19 protein-coding genes are annotated in these 25,493 nt (G+C 71.9%); 14 read left to right on the top strand and 5 right to left on the bottom strand.

The genetic code is table 11. The annotated features are described in order from the left end of the window. The first annotated feature begins 19 nt into the window (after positions 1-19). The 5 genes from OG711_RS09500 (at position 20) to OG711_RS09480 (ending at position 6,232) form a co-directional block, all read left to right on the top strand. The gene (locus OG711_RS09500) at positions 20-898 is read left to right on the top strand and encodes a pyrimidine reductase family protein (protein WP_329559057.1); all 879 of its coding nucleotides are present in this window, start codon (positions 20-22) and stop codon (positions 896-898) included. Positions 899-1,019: 121 nt separating this feature from the next. Next, positions 1,020-1,493 (top strand): indole-3-glycerol phosphate synthase, encoded by a 474-nt coding sequence (locus OG711_RS09495; protein ID WP_073789713.1) that lies wholly within the window; start codon positions 1,020-1,022, stop codon positions 1,491-1,493. 132 nt (positions 1,494-1,625) lie between these two features. Next, positions 1,626-3,011 carry a UDP-N-acetylmuramate--L-alanine ligase gene (gene murC, locus OG711_RS09490; protein WP_329559056.1) on the top strand — a complete coding sequence of 462 codons (1,386 nt, stop codon included), beginning with the start codon at positions 1,626-1,628 and terminating at the stop codon, positions 3,009-3,011. 78 nt (positions 3,012-3,089) lie between these two features. Next, positions 3,090-3,497 (top strand): peptide-methionine (R)-S-oxide reductase MsrB, encoded by a 408-nt coding sequence (gene msrB, locus OG711_RS09485; protein WP_073789717.1) that lies wholly within the window; start codon positions 3,090-3,092, stop codon positions 3,495-3,497. Positions 3,498-3,874: 377 nt separating this feature from the next. Then, complete coding sequence (locus OG711_RS09480) at positions 3,875-6,232, top strand: terpene synthase family protein (protein WP_329559055.1); 2,358 nt, start codon at positions 3,875-3,877, stop codon at positions 6,230-6,232. Positions 6,233-6,472: 240 nt separating this feature from the next. On the opposite strand, the gene OG711_RS09475 is transcribed toward OG711_RS09480, so the two are convergent. Beyond that, the gene (locus tag OG711_RS09475) at positions 6,473-7,225 is read right to left on the bottom strand and encodes a metallophosphoesterase (RefSeq protein ID WP_266507317.1); all 753 of its coding nucleotides are present in this window, start codon (positions 7,223-7,225) and stop codon (positions 6,473-6,475) included. A 332-nt stretch (positions 7,226-7,557) separates the two neighbouring features. On the opposite strand from OG711_RS09475, the gene OG711_RS09470 reads away from it, so the two are divergent. Continuing rightward, positions 7,558-8,682, top strand: coding sequence for an aminopeptidase P family protein (locus OG711_RS09470; protein ID WP_329559054.1), 1,125 nt, complete (start codon positions 7,558-7,560; stop codon positions 8,680-8,682). Between the two features lie 31 nt (positions 8,683-8,713). Further along, positions 8,714-9,841: an aminoglycoside phosphotransferase family protein gene (locus OG711_RS09465; RefSeq protein WP_329559053.1), complete on the top strand. Its 1,128-nt coding sequence runs from the start codon at positions 8,714-8,716 to the stop codon at positions 9,839-9,841. Positions 9,842-10,117: 276 nt separating this feature from the next. Here the strand turns inward: OG711_RS09465 and OG711_RS09460 are convergent, their stop codons facing one another. Next, positions 10,118-11,134 carry an aldo/keto reductase gene (locus tag OG711_RS09460; RefSeq protein WP_073789723.1) on the bottom strand — a complete coding sequence of 339 codons (1,017 nt, stop codon included), beginning with the start codon at positions 11,132-11,134 and terminating at the stop codon, positions 10,118-10,120. A gap of 135 nt (positions 11,135-11,269) precedes the next feature. Further along, positions 11,270-13,015, bottom strand: coding sequence for a malto-oligosyltrehalose trehalohydrolase (treZ, locus tag OG711_RS09455; RefSeq protein ID WP_329559052.1), 1,746 nt, complete (start codon positions 13,013-13,015; stop codon positions 11,270-11,272). Positions 13,016-13,274: 259 nt separating this feature from the next. Here treZ and OG711_RS09450 point away from each other — a divergent pair, with 259 nt between their 5' ends. Beyond that, the gene (locus tag OG711_RS09450; protein ID WP_073789727.1) at positions 13,275-13,826 is read left to right on the top strand and encodes a DUF1707 and FHA domain-containing protein; all 552 of its coding nucleotides are present in this window, start codon (positions 13,275-13,277) and stop codon (positions 13,824-13,826) included. Between the two features lie 95 nt (positions 13,827-13,921). Here OG711_RS09450 and treY read toward each other — a convergent pair whose 3' ends face one another. After that, the gene (treY, locus tag OG711_RS09445; protein WP_329559051.1) at positions 13,922-16,354 is read right to left on the bottom strand and encodes a malto-oligosyltrehalose synthase; all 2,433 of its coding nucleotides are present in this window, start codon (positions 16,352-16,354) and stop codon (positions 13,922-13,924) included. 169 nt (positions 16,355-16,523) lie between these two features. After that, on the bottom strand, positions 16,524-18,689 hold the full coding sequence (gene glgX / locus OG711_RS09440; RefSeq protein ID WP_329559050.1) for a glycogen debranching protein GlgX: 2,166 nt from the start codon (positions 18,687-18,689) through the stop codon (positions 16,524-16,526). A gap of 171 nt (positions 18,690-18,860) precedes the next feature. On the opposite strand from glgX, the gene OG711_RS09435 reads away from it, so the two are divergent. The 6 genes from OG711_RS09435 (at position 18,861) to OG711_RS09410 (ending at position 25,079) form a co-directional block, all read left to right on the top strand. Further along, positions 18,861-19,754 (top strand): Tat pathway signal sequence domain protein, encoded by an 894-nt coding sequence (locus OG711_RS09435; RefSeq protein ID WP_329563711.1) that lies wholly within the window; start codon positions 18,861-18,863, stop codon positions 19,752-19,754. A 40-nt stretch (positions 19,755-19,794) separates the two neighbouring features. Continuing rightward, positions 19,795-21,096 (top strand): copper amine oxidase, encoded by a 1,302-nt coding sequence (locus OG711_RS09430; RefSeq protein ID WP_073789735.1) that lies wholly within the window; start codon positions 19,795-19,797, stop codon positions 21,094-21,096. A gap of 126 nt (positions 21,097-21,222) precedes the next feature. Continuing rightward, positions 21,223-22,464 (top strand): SAV2148 family HEPN domain-containing protein, encoded by a 1,242-nt coding sequence (locus tag OG711_RS09425; protein WP_266507304.1) that lies wholly within the window; start codon positions 21,223-21,225, stop codon positions 22,462-22,464. Positions 22,465-22,560: 96 nt separating this feature from the next. Next, on the top strand, positions 22,561-23,292 hold the full coding sequence (locus OG711_RS09420) for a 3'-5' exonuclease (RefSeq protein ID WP_329559049.1): 732 nt from the start codon (positions 22,561-22,563) through the stop codon (positions 23,290-23,292). Between the two features lie 339 nt (positions 23,293-23,631). Further along, the gene (locus OG711_RS09415) at positions 23,632-24,858 is read left to right on the top strand and encodes a cytochrome P450 (protein ID WP_329559048.1); all 1,227 of its coding nucleotides are present in this window, start codon (positions 23,632-23,634) and stop codon (positions 24,856-24,858) included. Positions 24,859-24,863: 5 nt separating this feature from the next. Then, on the top strand, positions 24,864-25,079 hold the full coding sequence (locus tag OG711_RS09410; RefSeq protein WP_329559047.1) for a ferredoxin: 216 nt from the start codon (positions 24,864-24,866) through the stop codon (positions 25,077-25,079). The last annotated feature ends 414 nt before the right edge of the window (positions 25,080-25,493 follow it).

Below are 25,493 nucleotides of genomic sequence, written 5' to 3'. Positions count from 1 at the left end.
GCCATGCGAGACTGCACGAATGCGACGCCTGCTCCCTGTGACCGACCAGACATCCGGCCGTGGGCCCCTGGGCGGGACCGGGAGCGCTCGCGTCCCCACGGGTGCGTCCGCCCCGGACGACCTATCGGCGCAGACGCAGACGCAGGCCGCTGCTCCCGCCCCGGACCGTGAGTGGAGTCTGGACGAACTCGCGGACGCCTACGCCTATCCGGCGGACCGCGACGTATGGCTGCGCGCCAACATGGTGTCGACCCTCGACGGTGCCGCCCAGCACGACGGCCGCTCACAGCCCATCTCCAGCGCCGCCGACATGCGTGTCTTCGGCACCCTGCGTGGTCTGGCCGATGTCGTGGTCGTCGGTGCAGAAACGGTACGCCAGGAGGGCTACCGGCCCGCCCGCGCGCGGGAGGCGTTCGCCGCCCGCCGCGCCGCCGACGGACAGGCGCCCGCTCCGGCCGTCGCGGTCGTCAGCGCCGGTCTCGACCTCGACTTCTCGTCTCCCCTGTTCACCGAGCCCTTGGTGCCCACCCTGCTGGTGACCGGGGCCGGTGCCCCCGCCGACCGGGTCGCCGCCGCCCGCGCGGCGGGCGCGGAGATCGTGATCGCCGGGGACGGTGCGGCGGTGGATCCCGCGCGCGCGGTGCGCGCCCTGGCGGAGCGGGGACTGCGGCGGCTGCTCACCGAAGGGGGACCCCGGCTGCTCGGCCAGTTCGTGGCGGCGCGGGTCCTGGACGAGCTGTGTCTGACCGTCTCGCCGATGCTCACCGCCGGGGACGCCCAGCGGATCGCGGGCGGCCCCGCGCTCACCGTGCCGGAACGGTTCGCCCTCCGCTCGCTCCTGGAGGAGGACGGCTTCTTGTTCGCTCGGTACCACCAAGGTCGACATTCAGCGGAATGATCTGTTCCGCTTCGCTTCCGGTGGGCACACTAAAACACGCAGACCCCGTGCGATCACGGGGCAGGATGGTTTCCGCAGCGGGCTCCGGAAGGGGCCCACGGGATGGAGAAGGGCACCTGTCGTGTTCACGAGCGTACTGATGATCGAAAAAGCCCTGACGTCCGTCGACGTGGAGTTCGTCACGACCTTGCACGGCGACGAGGGCGCCACCTTCCATGTGCTCCTCCAGCCCCGCGGCGACCAGGCGGACCGCCTTCTGCGGGCCATCGACGACGTGGCGCTCGGCGAGCTGGAGGACGCCGCACGCGAGGGCGACACCCCCGAAGGACATGAGGCCACCGGCCCGGCGGAACAGGCGCTCAGCGTCTCCCTGACGGCCCTGCGGGCGGCCGGCTGCCAGGCCGAGGGCAAACTCATCGAGAACCATCCGCTGGACGCCCTGAAGGCCCTCGTGGACGAGGTCGGGGCCGACGAGGTGATCGTCCTCACCGACCCGCACTACGTGGAGGAGTTCTTCCACCGGGACTGGGCCTCCCGGGCCCGTCACAAGGTGGGCGTACCCGTGCTGAAACTGTTCTCGCACAGCAAGGCTTAGGCTGGGGCCGCGCCCGGCCGCCCGGCGCGCGTGACCGGCAGCCCAGGGCACCGGACCCGCCACGGCCAGGCGATCCCACGGCACCCGTGGGGACCACGACACAGCGCCACACCACCGCAGGGAGAGACACGCATGGCACCCGGCCTTCCCACCGCCATGGACCGACCGCACTTCATCGGCATCGGCGGCGCCGGGATGTCGGGCATCGCGAAGATCCTCGCCCAGCGCGGCGCCAAGGTCGCTGGGAGCGACGCCAAGGACTCCGACACCGCCGCCGCGCTGCGCGCGCTGGGCGCCACCGTCCACATCGGCCACGCCGCCGGCCACCTCGCCGACGACGCCACCTGTGTCGTGGTCTCCTCCGCCATCCGCCAGGACAACCCCGAGCTGGCCCGCGCCGCCGAACTGGGCGTGCCGGTCGTCCACCGCTCCGACGCCCTCGCGTCCCTGATGGACGGAGTGCGGCCCATCGCGGTCGCGGGCACGCACGGCAAGACCACCACCACCTCGATGCTGGCGGTCTCCCTGACCTCGCTCGGTCTGGACCCCTCCTACGCCATCGGCGGCGACCTGGACGCGCCCGGCTCCAACGCGACCCACGGCGACGGCGAGATCTTCGTCGCGGAGGCCGACGAGAGCGACCGCAGCTTCCACAAGTACGCGCCCGAGGTCGCCATCGTCCTCAACGTCGAACTCGACCATCACGCCAACTACGCGTCGATGGACGAGATCTACGAGTCATTCGAGACCTTCGTGGGCCGCGTCGTCCCCGGCGGGACGCTGGTCGTCAACGCCGACAACGAAGGCGCCCGGGAACTGACCCGGCGCGTGCGCCACGCGCGCGTGGTCACCTACGGCGAGTCCGCCGACGCCGACGTCCGCGTCCTGTCCGTCGTCCCCCAGGGCCTCATGAGCGAGGTCACCGTCCTGCTCGACGGCCACGAGACGACCTTCACGGTGTCCGTCCCCGGCCGTCACTACGCGCACAACGCCGTCGCCGCCCTGGTCGCGGGCGTCGCCCTCGGCGTGCCCGCCGACGATCTGGCCCCCGCCCTCGCCACCTACACGGGTGTCAAGCGGCGCCTCCAGCTCAAGGGCGAGGAGGCCGGGGTCCAGGTCATCGACTCCTACGCGCACCACCCCACCGAGATGACCGCCGACCTCGACGCCATGCGGGCCGCCGCCGGCGACGGCCGCATCCTCGTGCTCTTCCAGCCGCATCTGTTCTCCCGCACCCAGGAGCTCGGCAAGGAGATGGGCGAGGCCCTGGCCCTCGCGGACGCCTCCGTGGTGCTGGACATCTACCCCGCGCGCGAGGACCCCCTGCCCGGTGTCACCAGCGCCATGATCATCGACGCCGCGCGGGCCGCCGGCGCCGATGTGCGGGCCGCACACGACAAGGACACCGCTCCTGAGATCGTCGCGGGAATGGCGGCGCCCGGTGATCTCGTTCTCACCATGGGCGCGGGTGACGTCACGGAGCTCGGCCCACGGATTCTGGACCGGCTCGCGAAGTAGCGGGACGGACCCGTACGCGGCCGTCCCCGGACGGCCCGTACCGCAGTGATCCGCCGACGGAAGTGAGGAACCGATCCCATGGCGTACGACATCGAGAAGCCGGACGAGCAGTGGCGCGCCGAGCTGGACCCGGCGGAGTACGCGGTGCTGCGCCAGGCCGGTACCGAGCCCGCGTTCGTCGGTGAGTACACCGACACCAAGACGAAGGGCGTCTATTCCTGCCGCGCGTGCGGGGCCGAGCTGTTCACCTCGGAGACCAAGTTCGACTCCCGCTGCGGCTGGCCGTCCTTCTTCGACCCCAAGGACACCGACGCCGTGGAACTCCTGGAGGACAGCTCCCACGGCATGCGCCGCACCGAGGTCCGCTGCGCCCGCTGCGGCTCCCACCTCGGTCATGTGTTCGAGGGTGAGGGCTACGCGACGCCGACCGACCAGCGGTACTGCATCAACAGCATCTCGCTGACCCTGGCGCCCGAGGCGGAGTGACGCCCCGGCCGCGGCGGACTCCGTCGCTGCCGCAGGGAACGCTCACGCGGCGCTCCGACGCCGCGCGGAACACCCGCGCGGCGGCCGGTCCCGTACGGAACGCTTGAGCGGCCCTGGACGCGTCCGGAAGGGCGCTCCCGGTGCCTGGCAGCCCGCCAGGCGCCCGGGGGCGCCCTTCCGGTTTTCCGTAGGGGTGGACACCCGCGTGTGCGGCCGTACGTGCTCCCGTTTCGTACATCTGTGCGCTGGTCAGGTGTACGGGCATCGCGTGTACAGGGTTTCGCCATTCGATGCGTCCCGGGCGGTCGTTTCACGCTATGGAGCGATCGTGAGACCGGTCGGGGATGGCTTTCCGCGACCAGGGGTAGGGCCGGGCCATGACCCAGCCGTTTGAACTCCCATCGTTCTACATGCCGTACGAGGCGAGCCTGAATCCCCATCTCGAACAGGCGCGTGTCCACTCCAGGGAGTGGGCCCGCGACATGGGGATGCTGGAAGGCTCCGGCATCTGGGAGCTGAGCGACCTCGACGCCCATGACTACGCCTTGCTCTGTTCCTACACCCACCCCGACTGCGACGGCCCCGCGCTGTCGCTGATCACCGACTGGTACGTATGGGTGTTCTTCTTCGACGACCACTTCCTGGAGACCTTCAAGCGCAGCCAGGACCGGGTCGGCGGCAAGGCGTACCTGGACCGTCTGCCCATGTTCATGCCGCTGGACCTGTCCACCCCCGTGCCCGAACCGACGAACCCCGTCGAGGCGGGCCTCGCGGATCTGTGGGCCCGTACGGTCCCGGCGATGTCACGTGAGTGGCGCGCACGGTTCGCGGTCAGTACGGAACATCTGCTCAACGAGTCGATCTGGGAACTCTCCAACATCAACGAAGGACGGGTCGCCAACCCCGTCGAGTACATCGAGATGCGCCGCAAGGTGGGCGGGGCGCCCTGGTCGGCGGGGCTCATCGAGTACGCGACCGCGGAGGTGCCCGCCGAAGTGGCCAGGTCGCGGCCACTGCGTGTCCTCATGGAGACGTTCTCCGACGGGGTCCATCTGCGCAACGACCTGTTCTCGTACCAGCGGGAGGTGGAGGACGAGGGCGAGCTCAGCAACGGCGTCCTCGTCCTGGAGACCTTCTTCGGCTGCACCACACAGCAGGCCGCCGACATGGTCAACGACATCCTCACCTCACGGCTGCACCAGTTCGAGCACACGGCCCTCACCGAGACACCCGCGCTGTGCGTCCAGGAAGGTCTCGACCCGGCCCGGTGCGCCGCGGTCGCCGCCTATGTGAAGGGCCTCCAGGACTGGCAGTCCGGCGGCCATGAGTGGCATCTGCGCTCCAGCCGGTACATGAACCAGGGCGCGCTCGACGAGAAGGACTCCCCGCTCGGCGGCCCCACCGGCCTCGGCACCTCGGCGGCCCGTGTCGCGGACCTGCTGACGGCCGCGGGCACGGAACGCTTCCGCGCGCACACCCACGTACCCCATCAGCGGGTGGGGCCGTCCATCCTGCCGGACTTCCAACTCCCCTACCCCACCACCCTCAACCAGCATCTGCCCGCCGCCCGCGAGAACCTCGTGGACTGGTGCCACGCGATGGGCATCGTCCATGAGGGGGTGTGGGACGAGGCGGCGCTGCGCCGCTACGACCTGCCCCTGTGCTCCGCCGGACTCGACCCCTCCGGGACCCAGGCCGAGATCGACCTCAGCGCCGCCTGGCTGGCCTGGGGGACCTACGGCGACGACTGGTACCCGGTGGTCTACGGCCGCACCCGCGACCTGGTAGGGGCCCAGGCGCTCACCGACCGGCTGAAGGCGCTGATGCCGGTCGACGGGCCCCTGCTCCCCGAGCCGGGTACGGAGCGGGACGTCCCGGCGGACGCCGGCGCCGCCGCACGGGAGACGCTCCGGGCCGCTTCCGGGGGCGGCGCCCCCGAGGCGCTCGCGGCCAGCGCCGGAGCCGGGGCGGGCGTGGCTGCGCAGAACGGACTGGAACGCGCCCTGGTGGACCTCTGGGCGCGGACCGCGGGTCCCATGGACCATGACTCGCGGGTGATGTTCCGCGACTCCGTCGAGGTCATGCTCGACTCCTGGATGTGGGAACTCATGAACCAGGCGCAGCACCGCATCCCCGACCCCGTGGACTACATCGAGATGCGGCGCGCGACGTTCGGCTCCGATCTGACGCTGAGCCTGTCGCGGATCGCCCATGGGAAAAAGGTTCCGCCGGAGATCTACGAGAGCGGCCCCATGCGTTCCCTGGAGAACGCGGCCATCGACTACGGCATGCTCATCAACGATGTCTTCTCGTACCAGAAGGAGATCGAGTACGAGGGTGAGGTGCACAACCTGATCCTGGTCGTCCAGAACTTCTTCGGCTGCGACTATCCGACCGCGCTCACGATCGTCCACGACCTGATGAACGGGCGGCTGCGCCAGTTCCAGCATGTCGCGGAGCACGAACTGCCGATCCTGTACGACGACTTCGACCTCGACGACGAGGTCCGGGAGATCCTCGCCGGGCATGTCAAGGAGCTGGAGAACTGGCTCGCGGGCATTCTGACCTGGCACTACGGCTGCCAGCGCTACTCGTCGCAGTACCTCTCGCACGGGGTGGGGACGCTGCGTCCGCCGGGCGCGGGCGCGTCCTCCGGTGAGCCGCGCGGAATCGTTCCCGCGAACCCGGGGCTGCCGTTCGCGTGGAAGGCGGCTACCCAGGCCATGGCCTTGTGACGGCCCGTCGGCCCGGCTGACCGCCGTGGCTGTCCGTGGCCCCGTGGTGTGCCGCGCACCCGTGCGGCACACCACGGAGGTGGCTTCACGGGACGCGTGCGGGTGATCCCGGCGGGCGCGCTCCTGTGGGTACGAAGGGCCGGGGCGGGCGCCCTCCGGCGGTTCGTCCGACGGGTCGTGCGCGCCGCGCCGTCCACGTCGGGCGCGCGCCCCGCCGGGGGTGAGGCGGCCCGCCGACGGTCAGGCGGCCCTGAAGTGGGTCGTCAGCCGTCTCTCGTCGTCGAGCACATGGAAGGCGAAGCCGACGGGCGCGTCCAGATCGGCCGGGTCCTCGCCCTCCCAGGGCAACCGCAGCGTCCAGGTGACACCGGGGCCGACGATCAGCGGGCGGCCCGCGAACACCGAGGCGGCGGGGGAGTGCGCGTGGCCCGTGACGACCCCGGCGACCTCCGGCCGGTCCCGTATCAGCGCGGCCAACCGGGCCGGCCGACGCAGGCCGAAGCCGTCCGGCAGCGGATGGTGCACCGCCACGGGCGGGTGGTGCAGCGCCAGCAGCACGGGTGTCTCACCGTCCAACTCGTCCAGGGTGTCCTCAAGCCAGGCGTAGGTGCCGCGATCCAGCTCCCCCTCGTCGGAGCCGGGAATGCTGGAGTCCAGCATCACGACCACGGCTTCGCCGACCCAGTAGGACCGGTTCACCGGATCGCTCGCGGGCGGCTCGCCCAGCAGCGCCTTGCGATAGGGCTCACGTCTGTCGTGGTTGCCCGGACACATCAGGACCGGGAAGGGCGGGTCCGGGTCATGGAGTCCCAGGATCCGTGCGGCTTCCTCGTACTCGGCCTCCGTACCGTGGTCGGTGATGTCCCCGGTGACCAGCAGCGCGTCCAGGGGCCCGGGCAGGGCGAGCAGTCGGCGCATGACCCGCTCCGCGCGCTCCGTCGCCCGCGCGGTCCCGTCCAGGTGCAGATCGCTGATCTGAGCCAGCACCACCATCGTCGTGGGCCCTCCCCCTCATGGGCTGCCCGTCCCCGATGCCGGGAGCAGCTCCGATCTAATGGTTGAAGCGCATACAAGCATTACCTGGAGCAGGGTTGCAAGCCATGGGAGCGGGACGGAGCGGAGGACGCGCGCGGGGTGGGGCGCGGTTCCGAACCCGCCTGTCCGAACCCACTGTTCCCCTGTCGCCGCGCGGCGAATCCCGCTCGCGTGGGCCCCGCCGTACGGGCAGGATGCTGCCCAGGGGCCGCCGAGGCTCCACAGCGGTGACCCGGGCCCGCCGCCGCGGCGGCCTTCCGGGCCGCGCGCCCGACGGGACGGAGACCTTGATGACCACCACCCCCGATCCGTTCACGGTGGACGACTACCGGGCCCGGATGGACCGGGCCGCGCGGGCCGCGGCCGACGCGGGTCTCGCCGGGATCGTCGTGGCCCCGGGACCGGACCTGGTGTGGCTCACCGGATACCGGCCCACGGCCGTCACCGAACGCCTCACCGCGCTCGTCCTCGCGCCCGGCCGCGACCCCGTCCTCGTCGTCCCGACCCTGGAGGCCCCCGACGCGGCCAGGTCCGTCGGAGCCCCCGCGCTCACCCTGCGCGACTGGACCGACGGCAAGGACCCCTACGACGTGACAGCGCCCCTGCTCGACCCCCGGGGCCGCTTCGGTATCAGCGACAACGCCTGGTCCATGCATCTGCTCGGTCTCCAAAGCACCCTGCCCGACACCTCCTACGTCTCGCTCACGCGCTCCCTGCCGATGCTGCGCGCGGTCAAGGACACGGCCGAACTGGAACGTCTCACAGCGGCCGGAGCCGCCGCTGACGCAACGTACGAGGCGATCAGGGAAGTTCCCTTCGCCGGGCGGAAGGAGACGGACGTCGCCGGTGATCTGGCGGATCTGCTGCGGCACTTCGGCCACGAACAGGTGGACTTCACCGTCGTCGGCTCCGGACCCAACGGCGCGGATCCGCATCATGAGGCGGACGACCGGGTCATCCGGCAGGGGGACATGGTCGTCCTCGACTTCGGCGGTCTGAAACACGGCTACGGGTCCGACACCTCCCGCACCGTCCACGTCGGCGAGCCGGGCGCCGTCGAACAGACCGTCCACGACATCGTCCGCGCCGCTCAGGAGGCGGGATTCCAGGCCGTGCGCCCCGGAGTGGCGTGCCAGGAGATCGACCGCGCGGCACGCGCGTACATCACCGACGCGGGATACGGCGACTTCTTCATCCACCGCACGGGCCACGGCATCGGGGTCACCACGCATGAACCGCCCTACATGATCGAGGGCGAGGAGCAGCCCCTGGTTCCCGGGATGTGCTTCTCCGTGGAGCCGGGCATCTACCTCCCGGGGCGATTCGGCGTCAGGATCGAGGACATCGTGACCGTCACCGAGGACGGCGGTCGACGACTCAACGACACCGCGCGCGAGATGGCCATCGTGCACTGACCGCGTGACGGACCGGCCCTGGGAACGAGAGATGAAGCAGCCTCCCATCGACAAACGGACCCGCGCCACCGCGGACCCGCGCACCGGTGAAGAGCCGCCGGGTGACCACACCTCACCCCTCACCGGAACACGACCAGGTCACCCCCGACGTCCGACCGACGACACGGTGCGGCGCATCGCCCGCGCCGCCCTGCGCACCGGCGCGGACACCGCCACCCCCGGTGCCGCCCACTGGCACGAATCCCCGACCGCTACGTCCGCGACCGCCCCGACCACCCCGTCCGCGACCGCCACCCCGGCCCGCGTCCCGCGCGCGGACGACGGCCCGCGGGTCCGTCCCGTGGCCGAGGGCGGGGAGCACTGGAGCTGGTGGGTCGGCGCCCGTCATGTGCTGCGCATGGCCCCCGACCGGGAGGTCTCCGCGCGGCTGCGCCGGGAGATCCGGCTGCGGGACCTGGTCCGCCGGCATGTCGCCGTACCCGTGCCCGTCAGCGCCGCCACCGGGATCTGGGCCGAGGCCCATGTGTACACACTCGATCAGCGGCTGTTCGGTGAATCCGGTGAGGACGTGAGCGTCTCGGCGGTGGGGGAGCCGGATCTCGCGGCGCTGCTCACCGGGCTGCGCGAGGTGCCCGTCGCGGACGCCGCCGCGCTCGGGGTGCCGCGTACCCCGCCGCGCTCCCTGGACGACCTGCGCACGGCCGCGCGCCACGCCGCCCGGCAACTCGTCCCGGACCGTGAGTTCGACGCGGGGAAGCTCGCCCGGCTCACGCCCCGCGCGGTCGTGGAGCTCGCCCCGCGCGCCGCCGCCGTGGTGGTGCACGGTGACCTCAAGGGCGAGCATCTGCGGATCAGCGCGGACGGCCGGGTACGCGGGGTCCTGGACTGGGCGGACGCCCTCATCGGCGACCCGGCCGAGGACATCCGCGGCCTCGCCCTGTCGGTGGGCGCCCCGGCCGCGGTCCGTGCGGCGACCCTCGCCGGATACAGCCCCCGTGAGTGCCTGCGCGGACTGTGGCTCGCCCGGTGCGACACCCTGATCCTGCTGGCCGAACGCCTGCACGGGACGGACGACAGCCCGCTGCCGCTGCTGCGGTCGCAACTCGCGCGCGCCTGGGAGGCGATCCTGCTGGAGCGGCTCAGCGAGGACGACGGGTAGCGGTCGACGGTCGCCGACGGCCGACGGCCGACGGGGGGTGACGGGGGGTGACGGTCGGCGCGCGACGAGCGACGGGCAGCGGGCGGATGGCGGCCCGTCGGCCGTTCGGGGACCCGGCGAACCACCCGCGCCGCCGACCCCTACCCGGCCCGCCCCTACCCGGCCCGCCCCTACCCGGCCCGGTGCCGCTCCGCCGAGCGGGCGGGCCGACACCGGGGCGAGGGTGAGCCGTTGGGCCCGTACGGGCCCTCGGTGGCCCCTGGGGCGGCCGAGGAGTCAGTCCCGGGCGTCCTTGTCCCGGAACTGCTCCAGGACGTCGTACGGGTACGGCAGGGGCCGCTTACCGGCCTCGGTGAGCCGGGACTCCTGCTCGGCGGACAGCTCCCAGCCCACCGCGCCGAGGTTGTCGGTGAGCTGTTCGACCGTGCGGGCGCCGATGATCGGCGCCGTGACCCCCGGGCGCTGGAGCAGCCAGCGCAGCGCCACCTGAGCCGGGGTGCGTCCCGTCTCCTCGGCCACCGCGAGGACCGCGTCGACGACCCGCCAGGTGTCCTCGGTGTCCCTGTCCCGCCAGGTCTCCCGCCCATGGTCCCGCTCGGCACCGGCCTCCCGTGACCCGGTGGGCGCCGAGGACATCCCCCGGGTGTACTTGCCCGTCAGCCAGCCGCCCTGGAGCGGGCTCCACGGGATGACCCCGACCCCCTCGGCGCGGCTCAGCGGAAGGAGTTCCCACTCCGTCTCACGTGCCAGCAGGTTGTACAGCGGCTGAAGGCACACATAGCGCTCCCAGCCACCCGCGCGGGACACGTCCAGCGACTTCTGGAGCTGCGCAGCGGACAGATTGCTGGCGCCGATGTAGCGGACCTTGCCGGCGGTCACGAGTGTGTCCAGGGTGGACAGGGTCTCCTCGATCGGCGTGGACGCGTCCCACACATGCGTCTGATAAAGGTCGATGTGGTCCGTGCCGAGCCGCCGCAGGCTCGCGTCGACCGCCGACAGGATGTGCTTGCGTCCGAGACCGCCCGCGTTCGGTGCCTCGCCCATGGTGCCGAACACCTTGGTCGCGATGACCAGCTCGTCACGGCGCCGGTCCTTGAGCCACCGTCCCAGGATCTCCTCGGACACGCCCTTGCCGTACACGTCGGCCGTGTCGACGAACGTGCCGCCCGCCTCCACGAACGTGTCGAGCATGCGGTGCGAGGCCGGTTCGTCGGCCCCGCCGCCGAAGGTCATCGCGCCGAGGCACAGCTCGCTGACGCGCAGTCCCGTACCGCCCAGAAATCGCTGTCGCATGGTGTGTCTCCTCCAGATCGGTTCGTGGCGAAGGCTAGGAGGTGGAGTGCGCTCCAACGCAAGTGGACGGGCGAGGGGACGGCGAGGGAGACGGGCGGGATCGGGCGGGGAGGGGCGGTACGGGCTCCGGGGCCGTCAGGGCTGGACGAGCACCGCGCAGGACTCGGCGGGCACGGTGAGCAGTCCGTCGGTACCGGGCCCGGACACGGGCTCCCAGGCCGCCACCGCGCGCGCGGGGCGGGGCCCCAGCCCGATGACGGCCGGTCGCTCGGAGACGTTGACGACGATCCGCAGATCACCGCGCCGCACCATCAGCCACCGGGCCGTCCGGTCGTACGTGACCCGTACCGCCGTCAGGTCCGTGCTCGCGAGATCGGGGTGGGTGCGGCGCAGCGCGATCAGCTCGCGGTACCAGGCCAGCACGCGCGCGTGGGGCTCGCGCCCCGGCTCCGACCAGTCCAGACAGGACCGCTCACGCGTCGCCGGGTCCTGCGGGTCGGGCACGTCCCGCGCGGCCCAGCCGTGGTCGGTGAACTCCCGCCTCCTGCCCTGCCGTACCGCCTCGGCCAGCTCCGGGTCCGTGTGGTCGGTGAAGAACTGCCAAGGGGTGCCCGCCGCCCATTCCTCGCCCATGAACAGCATCGGGGTGAACGGCGCGGTCAGCACCAGCGCGGCCACGCAGGCCAGGAGCCCGGGGGACAGGGACGCCGACAGCCGGTCGCCCTGGGCACGGTTGCCGATCTGGTCATGGGTCTGCGCGTAGCCCAGCAGCCGATGACCGGACACCCGCCCCCGGTCCAGGGGACGGCCGTGCCGGCGGCCCCGGAACGACGAGTACGTGCCGTCATGGAAGAAGCCGCCCGTGAGGGTCTTCGCGAGAGCGGCGAACGGGTCCTCGGCGAAGTCGGCGTAGTAACCGCCTGACTCACCCGTGAAGGCGGTGTGCAGCGCGTGATGGAAGTCGTCGTTCCACTGCGCGTGCAGCCCGAGACCGTTCTCCTTGCGGGGGGTGATGAGCCGGGGGTCACCGAGGTCCGACTCGGCGATCAGGAACAGGGGCCTGCCCAGCTCGCCCGAGAGCGTGTCGACGGCCTCCGACAGCTCCTCCAGGAACGTGTGGGCGCGGGTGTCCCGCAGCGCGTGCACGGCGTCCAGCCGCAGCCCGTCCAGACCGAACTCGCGCAGCCAGGCCAGCGCGCTGTCCCGCAGATACGCGCGTACCTCGTCCGAGCCGGGGGCGTCCAGATTGACCGCGGCGCCCCAGGGGGTGTGATGGGTGTCCGTGAAGTACGGTCCGAACGCGGGCAGATGATTGCCCGACGGCCCCAGATGGTTGTGCACCACGTCGAGCACCACACCGAGCCCCAGCGCGTGCGCCCGGTCCACGAAGCGCCTCAGCCCCGCCGGGCCGCCGTACGGTTCGTGCACCGCCCACGGGGACACACCCTCGTAGCCCCACCCATGCCGCCCCGGGAAGGGGCACACCGGCAGCAGCTCCACATGGGTGACGCCGAGTTCCGCGAGATGGCCGAGCCGGTCGGCCGCCGCGTCGAAGGTGCCCTCAGGGGTGTACGTGCCCACATGCAGCTCGTACAGGACGGCGCCGGGCAGCCCCCGCCCCGGCCATGGGGCACCCCGGACCTGTCCGTCCGGGACGACGACCGCGCTGAGCCCGTCCGGGCCGTCCGGCTGCCGCCGGGAACGCGGATCGGGCAGCACGGGGCCGCCGTCCAGCCGGAAGCCGTACCGGGTGCCGTCCACGGCCTCGGCGTCCCCCGTCCACCACCCCGCGCGGTCCGGGTCGCGTGACAACGCGCGCGTGCCGCCCTCCACCTCAAGGGCCACCTCTCCGGCTTCCGGTGCCCACACCTCGAACTGCACGGACGGTTCCCCTCGTCGTCGGACGGCGGACTACGAAACCATCGTGCGGCACCAGGGCCGCGACCGGTCGATCCGCCACGGCCGGCGTGCTCCCCACCGCGTGGGAGCCGGGCGGACGACGGCCCGCGCGCGGGTGCCCCCGCCGGTACGTCCGCCCGGACGCCACCGGGGACCGGCGGCGGTGCCGTGTGTCCGTGCCTGGTCACAGGACCGTCGCCGTGGTGGACACCTCGGGTCGCGTTGTCCGACAATCGGATCTGTGACGTCGTCCTCCGAGTTCTCCACGTATCCCGCGCGGATCTCCGACGCGGACCGCGACAGAGCGCTCACCGCCCTGCGGGACGGTGTCGCGGAGGGCAGGCTGTCGCAGGACACCTACATCCGGCGCATGGAACTCGCCCTCGTGGCGCGGCGGCCCGACGAACTCGCGGTACTGACCGCCGATCTGCGGTCCGAGGGCCGCTGGTCGCGCGTGGTGCTCGGCGGGGTCGCGGCGGCCTCCGGCTTCCCCGGGCGGCTGCGCCGGGCCTGGCAGGGCGAGCGGCTGCCGAAGCTGCTCCTGCCGGGGCACACCGCCACGTCCCCGCTGCGTATCGGCAGGGACCCCGGCAACGGGCTCCGGCTCAACCACGAGACGGTGTCCCGGGTGCACGCCGAACTGTCCCGGCAGAGCGGTCTGTGGGTGCTGCGCGACCTGGGGTCGACCAACGGCACCTCCGTGAACGGACGGCGGGTCGTGGGCGCCGCGGTGGTACGCGACGGTGACCACATCGGCTTCGGAAACGTGACGTACCGCCTCACCGCTTCCTGAACCCTGGTCGTACCTGGCCGCTACCGGACCGGGGCCCGGCCCCGACCTCGTACGGACACCCGGCCCCGCCCAGGACCCCCGTCGCGGACCGCGTCTCACCCGCCGCCCTCGGCGGAGTCCCGCAGCAGCAACGCGACCGGCAGGTCCGCGAACAGATCCCGCGTCAGCACCTGGCCGGTGAACTCCCGCCCAGGAGTGAGCAGATCGCGCCACACCCCGTCCGGCAGGGGCAGCCCGGTGCCGCCCCAGCCGCCCGCGTCGAGCAGCCGTGCGGAAAGCCGCGTGACGGCCACCAGGACCGCCTCGGGGCCCCCGCCGCGCCGCACATGGGCGACGACATGCTCCGCGGCGCTCCCCGAGGCATACAGCGGCGTGTACGAGGCCGCCTCGCCGAACACCCCGGGCAGGCGGCGGCGCAGACGCAGCGCCGTGGCGGTGAGCGCTGCCTTCTCGGCGGACGGGTCCGGCCCCGCGACAGCGGCCCCCGGTGCGGGAAGGTCCTCGGGCCGGAAGCGGACGGGCCGCCGGTTGTCGGGGTCCACCAGCGCCAGGTACTCCGCCTCGGTGCCCTGGTACACATCGGGAACCCCGGGCATCGTCAACTGGAGCAGGACCGCACCCAGGACGTTCGCCCGCACATGGGGCCGCAGTCCGGCCAGGAACTCCGTCACCCTCTCCACGGGAGCCCCGCCGGGACCCGCGGCGACGAAGTCCGTCACGGACCGCTCGTAGTCCGCGTCCGGCTCCGTCCACGAGGTACGCAGTCCCGCCTCGCGCACATGCTTGAGCAGGGCCCCCTCCAGCCGTCCCGCGCCGGGGAAGCCGATCCCCACCACCAACTGCCAGGCCGCCCAGGCGACGAGCGGATCGGGCGCCGGGACGCCCCCGGGACGCGCGGTACGTTCCGTCAGGTCGGCGAGGAGGGCGGCCCACCGTTCGGGGACCTCGGTGAGGACGGCGATCCTCGCCCGTACGTCCGCGCTGCGCTTGGTGTCGTGGGTGGACAGCACCGTCCCGCTCAGCGGCCAGTCGCGCTGCACGCGCGCGCAGTGCCGGTGGAAGTCGTCGGCCGACGACGCGGGCACGCCGGGATCACCGCCCACCTCGGTGGCGGACAGCAGGGACGCGTAGCGGTAGAAGGCGGTGTCCTCGACGGACTTGGCGTGCGCCGCGGACGCCGTCTGCGCGAACCTCGCGCGGAACGCGTCCACCTCCGCCCCCCGGCCCCGCTCCCCGGTCAGCAGGCCCCGTACGGCGTCGACGGCGGTGGCCTCCTCGGGCACGGTGTACACGCTCCTGGCGTCCCGCGCGGCCTCCTCGGTCAGCACCTGTGCCGCGTCCCCGGGGCCGTACGGGCGGTACACCCGCAGCCGGACCAGCAGCTCGCGGATCGCCGTGCGCAGCGCCCAGGGCGCGTGATCGCGCAGTGCCGGGTCCGCAGCGCACAGCCGGTGGCACGCGCGCGTGAGGCGCTCCACCTCGGCGGCCAGCTCATGGGTGACGACCCGGTAGGCGGCCCGCCGCACGGTGTCCGGCCAGCGGCCGCCCCGGTCGGCGGGCAGGCCGGTGAAGTCCCGGTACCGGCGGCGGAGTTCGGCCGCGCCCGCCGGGTCGGTGAACAGCCCGTCCACCCGCCGCAGCGCGTCGTACCCGGTGGTCCCCGCCACCGGCCAGGAGGCGGGCAGCACCTCCCCGTCGGTGAGGATCTTCTCCACGACCGTCCAGCGGCCACCGGTGGCCGCGTGGAGCCGCCGCAGATAGCCGCCCGGGTCGGCCAGCCCGTCCGGGTGGTCGACCCGCAGTCCCTCCAGGACCCCCGCCCGCAGCAGGTCCAGCACCTTGGCGTGGGTCGCGTGGAACACCTCCGGGTCCTCGACCCGTAGCCCGATCAGTTCCGGGACGGTGAAGAAACGCCGGTAGTTCAGCTCCGTACGGGCCAGCCGCCACCAGGCGAGGCGGTACCACTGGGCGTCCAGCAGCCGCTCGACGGGCAGCCCCTCGGTGCCGGCCCGCAGCGGGAACGTGTGCTCGTGATAGCGCAGGACGTCCCCGTCGACCCGGAGCGCGCCGGGTTCCGTGCCGATCCGGTGGGCCAGCACAGGCAGCAGCACCCGCCCTCCGTGGGCGTCCCAGTCGATGTCGAACCAGCGCGCGTAGGGCGATCCCGGGCCGTCGCGCAGCACCTCCCACCAGGAGCGGTTCCACCGGGGCGCGGCGGCCATGTGGTTGGGCACGATGTCCGCGATCAGCCCCAGCCCGTGCCGCCGCGCGGTACCCGCCAGCGCCCGCAGCCCTTCCTCGCCGCCCAACTCGTCACGCACGCGCGCGTGGTCCACCACGTCGTAGCCGTGGGTGGAACCCGGTACGGCCTCCAGGACGGGCGACAGATGCAGATGGGACACGCCGAGCCCGGCGAGATGGGGCACGGCCGCCTCCGCCGCGGCGAACGGGAAGTCCGGCTGGAGCTGAAGACGGTACGTGGCGGTCGGCGGCGCGGGAATCCATGGCTCGGCGGGCTCAGGTGTCATGCGACGGTACGTACCCGGACGGACGCCCTTCCTGTCACCGTCGGCAGCAGGTGGCGCAGTCCGGGCCGCGAACCGTACGTCCGGGCCCGGGAGGCCTCGGGGGCACCGCCCGTACGGGGCGGAGCCGTGCCGGGGCCTCCAGGGGCGGTCACCGGCTCCGCCGCCGCCCTCACGTCGGCCGTTGGAGCACCGCCATGCTGTGGTCCACCAGGGTGATCCGGTCCCCGGCGGTCACCTTGGTCGCGCCGCCCGGCGGCACGCCCTCCGGGCAGGCCGTGTCCACCACGATCCGCCACTGATGGCCGTGGTCGAGCGGGACGACGAAGTCCAGCGTCTCGGGGGAGGCGTTGAACATCAGCAGGAACGAATCGTCCTTGACGCGCTCCCCGCGCGGTCCGGGCTCCGAGATCGCGTTGCCGTTCAGGAACACGGTCAGCGCCCTGGCCTGGGCCGCGCTCCAGTCCCGTTGCCGCATCTGACCACCCTCCGGGGTGAACCAGGCGATGTCGGACAGTTCGTCGGGGGTGCCCCGGAGCGTGCGGCCCTGGAAGAACCGCCGTCTGCGGAAGACGGGGTGGTCCCGGCGCAGCCACACCATCGACCGGGTGAACGCCAGATGCCGGGCCGCCACCGAGTCCTCGACGGGTTCCTCCGCCACGTCACCGGCGGCCCGTCCGTCCGGCGCCGCGCCGGGCCAGCGCACCCAGGAGACCGTGTTGTCCTGGCAGTAGGCGTTGTTGTTGCCGCCCTGGGTACGGGCGAACTCGTCGCCGTGGCTGAGCATCGGCACACCCTGGGACAGCAGGAGGGTGGCGGTGAGGTTGCGCATCTGGCGCTGCCGCAGTTCCCGTACCGCCGGATCGTCCGTCGGGCCCTCCGCGCCGCAGTTCCAGGAGCGGTTGTGGTTCTCGCCGTCGCGGTTGTCCTCGCCGTTGTCCTCGTTGTGCTTCTCGTCGTAGGCGACCAGGTCGTGCATGGTGAAGCCGTCGTGGCAGGTGACGAAGTTGATCGAGGCCAGCGGGCGGCGGCCGTCGTCCTGATAGAGGTCCGAGGAACCGGTCAGCCGGGACGCGAACTCCGCGAGCGTTCGGGGCTCACCGCGCCACAGGTCGCGGACCGTGTCCCGGTACTTGCCGTTCCACTCCGTCCACAGCGGGGGGAAGTTCCCCACCTGGTAGCCGCCCTCGCCCACGTCCCACGGCTCGGCGATCAGCTTGGCCTGGGAGACCACCGGGTCCTGCTGGACCAGGTCGAAGAACGAGGACAGCCGGTCCACCTCGTGGAACTGCCGGGCGAGGGTCGCCGCCAGGTCGAAGCGGAAGCCGTCGACATGCATCTCCGTGACCCAGTACCGCAGCGAGTCCATGATCAGTTGCAGCACGTGCGGGGACCGCATCAACAGGGAGTTCCCCGTGCCGGTGGTGTCCATGTAGTGCCGTGGACTGTCCGCCAGCCGGTAATAGGACGCGTTGTCCAGCCCCCGGAAGGACAGGGTCGGGCCCAGATGGTTCCCCTCCGCGGTGTGGTTGTAGACCACGTCGAGGATCACCTCGATGCCCGCCTTGTGGAGGGCCCGGACCGCCGATTTGAACTCCAGGACCTGCTGGCCCCGGTCCCCCCACGACGCGTACGCGTTGTGGGGGGCGAAGAAGCCGATGGTGTTGTACCCCCAGTAGTTGTTCAGCCCCATGTCGACCAGCCGGTGGTCGTCGACGAACTGGTGCACCGGCATCAGCTCCAGCGCGGTCACCCCGAGCTCGGTGAGGTGTTCGAGGACCGCCGGGTGCGCCAGCGCCGCGTAGGTGCCGCGCAGCTCGGCGGGCAGCGCCGGATGGGTCATCGTCAGGCCCTTCACATGGGCCTCGTAGATCACCGTGCGGTGGTAGTCGGTGCGCGGGGGCCGGTCGTCGCCCCAGTCGAAGTAGGGGTTCACCACCACCGACGCCATGGTGTGCGGCCCCGAGTCCATGTCGTTGCGCCGTTCGGGCGAGCCGAAGTGGTAGCCGTACACCTCCTCGCCCCAGTCGACGGCGCCGCTCACCGCGCGCGCGTACGGGTCGAGGAGGAGCTTCGCCGCGTTGCAGCGCATCCCCCGTTCGGGCGCGTACGGACCGTGCACACGGAAGCCGTAGCGCTGTCCCGGCATCACACCGGGCAGATAGGCGTGCCGGACGAACGCGTCCGTCTCGCGCAGCTCCGTGCGTGTCTCCGAGCCGTCGTCGTGCAGCAGACACAGTTCGATGCGGTGGGCGGCCTCCGAGAAGACCGCGAAGTTGGTGCCGGCGCCGTCGTACGTGGCACCCAGCGGATACGCCTGTCCGGGCCAGACCTGCATGGATGAGACTCTTCCGTTCCAGGCCCTTGTCCCTGGGGCCACTGCGGGCAGAGTCTTCCCGAAACCGAGGCAACCTCCTAGGACTTCGGTCCGTCCTACCGGGTGACCGCATACCCGGTATGTCTACGGGTACAGCACGTGGGGGAGTTGGGGGAGACAGTGCGTCAATTGGTGAGACGCCATCTGGGGAAGGTCATGGCGGGCGGGGCGATCGCGGTGGCCGGTACGGCCCTCATGGTGGCCGTGACCCTGCCGGGCACGGCAGGCGCCGACGAGAACGCGGACGACCGCCCGGGGCAGAGCCAGGGCGACAGCGCGGGACAGAGCCGTCAGGGCGACCCGAGCGAGCAGGGCGAGCAGGGCCGGGCCGAGGACGGCAAGGCGGGCGCCGGGCAGGACGACGGACAGCGGCAGGGCTCGGCCGACGCGGACGTGCCGCCGCCCGCCGAGATCCAGGCCGCGCCCACCGAGGGCGAGAAGGGCATCGGCAGCGACCCGCTGACCGACGACGAGCTGAAGCAGGCCGAGCGGCTCGCGTCGGCGGGCGATCTGCGCCGCGCCGCGCGCGATGTCGAGGGGGACCGGGGGCCGGAGCTCCTCTACACGAACCTCCAGGAGCCGGACCCGAACGCGCCGGCCGGTCAGGCGAACCGTATGGCCGAGGTCGTCTTCTACGACTACGACCAGGAAGCCACCGTCACCAAGACGGTCGACCTGGGCAGCGGCAAGGTGCTGGACACCGTCACCACGCGCGGCGCGCAGCCGCCGCCCAGCCAGGGGGAGCTCGCCGAGGCGGCGCGACTGCTGATCGCGCACCCGCTCGGCCGGGACCTGAAGAAGGACTTCCGCCACGCCACCGGGAAGAACCTCACGGAACCCGGTCAGGCTGAGCTCAGCGGCATGATCTTCCGTAAGGACACCACCCTCAAGGTTCCGGCCGTCCTCAAGGACTGCGGCAAGAACCGCTGCCTGAGCGTGGTCTTCAAGGTCAAGAACGGCCCCTGGATCGACACCCGCGCGAACATCGTCGATCTGAGCGCGCGCACCGTCGGCCGCCTCGGCTGAATCTCTTTCGCCTCCACTTCTCGACGAGGAGTCATTCCGTATGCACGTCCGCAGACTTTCGCGTGCCCAGAAGGGGGCCGGACTGGCCCTCGCGGTCACCGCGCTCCTGGGCACCGCCACCGTCGGGCCCGCCCAGGCCGCTCCCCAGTCACCGCCGGAGGCGCCCGCCCCCGCCGCCGACTGCAGCGCCGCCTACCGCATCGAACAGAAGCTCGACGGCGGCACCACATGGCGTATGTGCTGGCGCTACGACACGCTGGCCGGGGTAGTCCTCGACAAGGTCACCTACCAGCCCAAGGGTGAGCCGAAGCCCATCCGGGTGCTCAACAGCGCGCGTCTCGCCCAGATCCACGTTCCCTACGACGACGGCAAGACCGAGTACGACGACGTCACGGGCACCGACTTCGGATACGCCCTCCAGAACCTGAGTGCCGCCGAGTGCCCCGGCGGCACCATCAAGACCGTCAAGGTCCCGCAGCGCGGCAACGTCAAGGGCCTGTGCACCACCACGCGCGCGCGTGGCCACGCCTACCGCCTCGCCAACGACTCCGGCACCAAGGTGTGGCAGGCCCAGGGCAAGGACCTGCTGGTCTACTCGGTGAACAAGGCCTCCTGGTACGAGTACATCACCGAGTGGCGGTTCGCCTCGGACGGCACCATCACGTCGAACGTGGGTGCCACCGGCATGCTGTCCCCGTTCGACTACGACGGCGGCGACAGCCGCGGCTGGCCGATCGGCAAGAACGCCACCGCGCACGCCGAGAGCCACAACCACAATGTCTTCTGGCGGCTGGACACCGCGCTCGACGGCAACACCAAGAACAAGGTCGAGCAGTTCGACTCCACCGTCACCGCGCCCACCGGCGGCGGCAGCCCCACCACGAAGACCAAGCGCACGGCCGTCACCAAGGAACTCGGCGGCGACGCGAAGAGCATGCGCTGGTGGCGGCTCGTGAGCACCACCGGCAAGAACAAGGACGGCCACGCGCGCAGCTACGAGATCGTGCCCGGCCGCACCGACAAGTTCCCCGGCCGGTCCTACACCAAGCGCGATGTGTACTTCACCGAGTACAAGAAGTGCGAGAAGTACGCGAGCCACAACGCGGGCTGCCCCTCCGGCACCCCGAACAGCGTCGACAAGTGGGTCAACGGACAGGCGCTGAAGAACCCCGTCACCTGGGTGAACATAGGTTTCCACCACATAGCCAGGGACGAGGACCAGGAGCCCATGCCGGTCCACTGGCAGGGATTCTCCCTCTCGCCCCGTGACGTCACCGCGATGAACCCGCTCACGCCCGCCGACCTCGCGCGGCGCAACGGCAACGTCGGTCCGCTGCCGTAGCCCGTGTCCCGTTCCGGCGGGAATCGACGACCCTGCCCATCGGGCTGCACCGCCGGCCGCTCCCGGAGTACCCTTCCTTGATCGTTGACCAGGGGAGTCACAAGGGGTGCGGAAGGCGGTGCGCGGGTGAGCTCGGGAGGGCTGGAGCTGCCACCTGGTGACAGTGGTCACGAGGGGGGCTCCACCGAGGGCCCGCCCGGAGCGGTGTCACTGGCCCGCCCCATGGAGACGGGATCACAGATCGGCCCCGAACTCGTCTGGGGCGCCGAACAGTGGAGCGAGGTCCGCACCCGTGCCCAGCGCGCGGGACGGGCCTACATCTGGCTGAACCTCGTGGAACAGCGGCTGCGCACCGTCGTGGCCGCTGTACTGCGTCCGGTCTACGAACCGGTGCACGGCGACGACTGGGTCGTCGCCGCGGCCGGACCGGCCGGGCAGGAGTGGGTGCAGCGCGCGGTCGCCGTCCGGGAGGTGAGCCGCCGCAAGGGGTATCTGCTCGACCCCGCCGACGACAACGTCCTCAGCTTCCTCACCCTGCCGCAGCTCCGTGAGCTGATGGTGCAGCACTGGCCCTGCTTCGAGCCGTACTTCGACGACCGCCGCGATGTCGAGCTGGCACTCGACGAACTGGAGGTCACCCGCAATGTCGTCTCCCGCAACCGGGCCCTGTCCGAGGCCGTCCTCGCCCAGGCCGAGCGGGCCTCGGCGCGGCTCCTGGAGATCCTCGGCGCGGGCTCCGACGCGCCGTCCGGCCGCCGGCTTCCCGTCGACGCGGTCGAGGACCTGGTCGGTGACCGGTACGCCGACGTGGTGGCGGTGCACCCGGACCGGGTGCGGCTGCTGCGGCAGTTCCCGGCCGAGGACATCTTCCGCGGCGCGCGGCGGCTCGACGCGATAGGCATCGGGCTGAACCTGCTGGTCCAGAACTTCTCCGGGCGGCGTCTGATGCGGCTCGCGGAGTCCGGCTGCCGGGTCCGGCTGCTCTTCCTGAACCCCGCCTCCAGCTCGGTCAAACGGCGCGAGCGCGAGCTGGGGCTCAAACGCGGTGAGCTGAGCCGTTCCGTGGAGATGAACATCCTGCACATGCGCCGGGTACGCGCGCGGCTGCGGGACCCGGGCGCCTTCGAGATCCAGGTCTTCGACGAGACCCCGAGGTTCACCGCCTACCTCGTGGACGGGGACGGCCCCGACGGCGTCGGTGTCGTCCAGACGTATCTGCGCCGCAGCCGCGGGATGGAGGCGCCGGTGTTCGTCCTGCGCGGCGGCGGCCGGATCGTGAAGCCGGGTGAACCCGGCGAGAGCTGTCTTTTCGAGACATACCGGGAGGAGTTCGAGACGGCGTGGGCCGACTCCCGGCCCGTGTCCTGAACCGGCCGGGGAGTCGGCCTGCCGTCCTGTTGTCAGTGGCCCGTGCGAGGGTGAGAACCACCGGGGGATAAAGCACCACGAAGGAGGGGGCGCCGCATGGGCTGGCACCAGGAGTTGCTGGTCGGATTCGACCTGGAGACGACCGGGACGGATCCGGGTGAGTCGCGGATCGTCACCGCCGCGGTGATCGAAGTGCGGGCGGGCCTGACGCTGGGGCGCCGCGAGTGGCTGGCCGACCCGGGCGTCCCGATACCGCGGGAGGCCTCCGCGGTGCACGGGATATCCGACGAGCGGGCGAAGGCGGAGGGCCGCCCGGCCCCCGAGGTCGCCGACGCGATCGCCGATGTCCTCACCGGCTACTGGAAGACCGGGGTCCCGGTGGTCGCCTACAACGCGGCCTTCGACCTCACCCTGCTGTCCGCCGAGCTCCGCCGCCACGGCCTGCCGTCCCTGCGCGAACGGCTCGGGGGCCTCGACCCGGCGCCGGTGATCGACCCCTACACCATCGACCGGACCGTCGAGCGGTACCGCCGGGGCAAGCGGAACCTGGAGGCGGTGAGCGCCGAGTACGGGGTGGTGCTCGGCACCGCGCACGACGCCTGCGCCGACGCGCTGGCCGCGGCGCGCCTCGCCTGCGCGATAGCGGAGCGGCACCCGAAGGTCGCCGAGGTGGGCCCCGCGGAGCTGCACCGCCGGCAGGTCGGCTGGTACGCGGAGTGGGCCGCCGACTTCCAGAGCTTCCTGCGGCGCAAGGGGAACGAGACCGCCGTGGTGGACTCCGAGTGGCCGATGCGGGAACTCACGGACTCCGTGACCGGCGGCGTCTAGCGAGCGGGTCGCCCCGTCCCGGGTTCACCGGGGAGGCCGCTGAGGCTGGCGCCGGTGGTGTCATATTGGCGCCACTGAGATGGCTCGCTGGCGCTGCTCCTGCTGAAGAATATGCGCTATCGCGTCGGCGTTCGGCAGAGCATTGCAGGTCAGAGCTCCGGCGGGCACTGAGGGGTCACGTTGGCTCGCTGTGGCGCCAAGGGTGTGCCATGATGGCGCCATGGCCGAGGGCGTGATCCGCGCCTTCAGGGCCGCACCTTCGCGGTATCCGCCGCTCGCCTCGGACCGCCTCACCGCTTCGCATCAGCCGCACCTGGGCCCACGATCACGGGAGAACCCATGTCGCACGACCCGAACGCCGTCGGCACCACCACCGACGATCTGCCCACCCTGCCCACCGACCGGCACACCGGCTGCCCCTTCGACCCGCCCGAAGGACTCACCGCCCTGAGCGATGAGCCGATGCGGCGTATGCGCTACGGCGACGGACATGTGGGCCGGCTGGTCACCGGCCATGCCGCGGCCCGCGCGATCCTGGCCGACCCCCGCTTCAGCTCACGCTACGAACTCTTGCATCTGCCGGAGCCGATGGAAGGCATGCCGGGGCAGATACCCCCGGCGCCGATCGGCGACATCATCGGCCTCGACGCCCCCGAGCACACCCGCTACCGGCGTCTGCTCACCGGCCGGTTCACCGTCCGCAGGATGCGTCAACTCACCGAACGCGTCGAGCGGTTCACCAAGGAATGCCTGGACGCCATGGAAGAGGCCGGACCCACGGCCGACCTGGTGGAGGCCTTCGCGCAACCCGTGCCGGCACTCGTGATCTGCGAACTGCTCGGCGTCCCGTACTCCGACCGGGAGCGCTTCCAGAGCCAGGTGGCGACCCTCTTCGACCAGACGGCGGACGCGGGAGCCAAGGGCGATGCCCATACGGCGCTGCTCCAGTACCTGGGCGAACTCGTCCTCGCCAAGCGCGCCGAGCCCACCGATGACCTGCTCAGCGATCTGACCACCTCCGACCTCACCGACGAGGAACTGGCCGGACTCGGCGGGCTGCTGCTCGCCGCCGGACTCGACACCACCGCGAACATGCTCGCCCTCGGCACCTTCGCCCTGCTCAGCAACCCCGACCAGCTGGACGCCCTGCGCGCGGACCCGGGCCTTGCCGCGCAGACCGTGGAGGAGCTGCTGCGCTACCTCAGCGTGGCCGACCCCCTGCTCCGGTCGGCGCTTGAGGACGTCGAGGTGGACGGCACGCTCATCAAGGCGGGCGAGACGGTGACCGTTTCCGTGCAGGCCGTCAACCGGGACCCGCGCAGGTTCCCCGACCCCGACCGGCTCGACATCCACCGCAAGGCCACGGGGCATCTGGCGTTCGGCCACGGCGTCCACCAGTGCCTGGGCCAGCAGCTCGCCCGCGTCGAGATGGCCGTCGCGTTCCCGGCGCTTCTCGCCCGCTTCCCCACGCTGCGGCTCGCGGTGCCGCCGCGGGAGGTGCCGCTGCGGGAGCGCTCCAACATCTACGGGGTGGTCAGCCTGCCCGTCACCTGGGATCAGGTGTAGCCGCCATGAGCGACCCGCGAGCGCCGCTGCGTCTCGGTGTCGACCGTGAGCGCTGTGTCGGCGCCGGTATGTGCGCGCTGACGGCTCCCGCCGTGTTCGACCAGGACGAGGAGGAGGGCCTGGTGGTACTCCTCAGCCCCGCGCCGGCTCCGGAGCACCGCCCCGCCGCCCGGATGGCCGCCGGCCTCTGCCCCGCAGAAGCGATCACCCTCACCGGGTGACGTGTCCGTGTCCCCCGGCTGAACCCACTTGTTCCCCTGCGGGTCGCTCGTGGGTGCGCAGTTCCCCGCGCCCCTGGGTTTCCTGTGCTGGGCGTACTTGTTCCCGTGCGGGTCGTCCGTGGGTGCGCAGTTCCCCGCGCCCCTGAGGTGCTGCCCTCTTGCGGTTGTTCGTCGGGTGCGGGTCGGTCCTCATTTTTGCGCAGTTCCCCGCGCCCCTTCGGGGGCGCCCACCTGGGGTTGCTTTTCACCCTCCTCCTCGTGCAGGCGCTCGGCTGCGGGAGGGGGTGGGCGGGAATCTCTGCTCGCAGACTCCGATGCTCTTCAGTCGGGCAAGGTCACGTCGTACCGAGCGTGTCGGATCGAGGACGGAGAATCCCGACCGGCCCCGACCCGAAGGACCGGCAGAACGCGCCC

The organism is Streptomyces uncialis, assembly GCF_036250755.1.
Taxonomy (GTDB): domain Bacteria; phylum Actinomycetota; class Actinomycetes; order Streptomycetales; family Streptomycetaceae; genus Streptomyces; species Streptomyces uncialis.
Note: the sequence above shows the minus strand (reverse complement) of the source record. Positions and strands in the feature narration are given on the sequence as shown.

Excerpts from the sequence above, each read along its gene's own strand:
- OG711_RS09415 (WP_329559048.1), top strand. The coding sequence starts at position 23,632 with ATGTCGCACGACCCGAACGCCGTCGGCACCACCACCGACGATCTGCCC.
- OG711_RS09500 (WP_329559057.1), top strand. The coding sequence starts at position 20 with ATGCGACGCCTGCTCCCTGTGACCGACCAGACATCCGGCCGTGGGCCC.
- glgX (WP_329559050.1), bottom strand. The coding sequence starts at position 18,689 with ATGCAGGTCTGGCCCGGACAGGCGTATCCGCTGGGTGCCACGTACGAC.
- OG711_RS09480 (WP_329559055.1), top strand. The coding sequence starts at position 3,875 with ATGACCCAGCCGTTTGAACTCCCATCGTTCTACATGCCGTACGAGGCG.
- OG711_RS09420 (WP_329559049.1), top strand. The coding sequence starts at position 22,561 with ATGGGCTGGCACCAGGAGTTGCTGGTCGGATTCGACCTGGAGACGACC.
- OG711_RS09460 (WP_073789723.1), bottom strand. The coding sequence starts at position 11,134 with ATGCGACAGCGATTTCTGGGCGGTACGGGACTGCGCGTCAGCGAGCTG.
- OG711_RS09430 (WP_073789735.1), top strand. The coding sequence starts at position 19,795 with ATGCACGTCCGCAGACTTTCGCGTGCCCAGAAGGGGGCCGGACTGGCC.
- msrB (WP_073789717.1), top strand. The coding sequence starts at position 3,090 with ATGGCGTACGACATCGAGAAGCCGGACGAGCAGTGGCGCGCCGAGCTG.
- OG711_RS09410 (WP_329559047.1), top strand. The coding sequence starts at position 24,864 with ATGAGCGACCCGCGAGCGCCGCTGCGTCTCGGTGTCGACCGTGAGCGC.
- murC (WP_329559056.1), top strand. The coding sequence starts at position 1,626 with ATGGCACCCGGCCTTCCCACCGCCATGGACCGACCGCACTTCATCGGC.
- OG711_RS09475 (WP_266507317.1), bottom strand. The coding sequence starts at position 7,225 with ATGGTGGTGCTGGCTCAGATCAGCGATCTGCACCTGGACGGGACCGCG.
- OG711_RS09470 (WP_329559054.1), top strand. The coding sequence starts at position 7,558 with ATGACCACCACCCCCGATCCGTTCACGGTGGACGACTACCGGGCCCGG.
- treY (WP_329559051.1), bottom strand. The coding sequence starts at position 16,354 with ATGACACCTGAGCCCGCCGAGCCATGGATTCCCGCGCCGCCGACCGCC.
- OG711_RS09465 (WP_329559053.1), top strand. The coding sequence starts at position 8,714 with ATGAAGCAGCCTCCCATCGACAAACGGACCCGCGCCACCGCGGACCCG.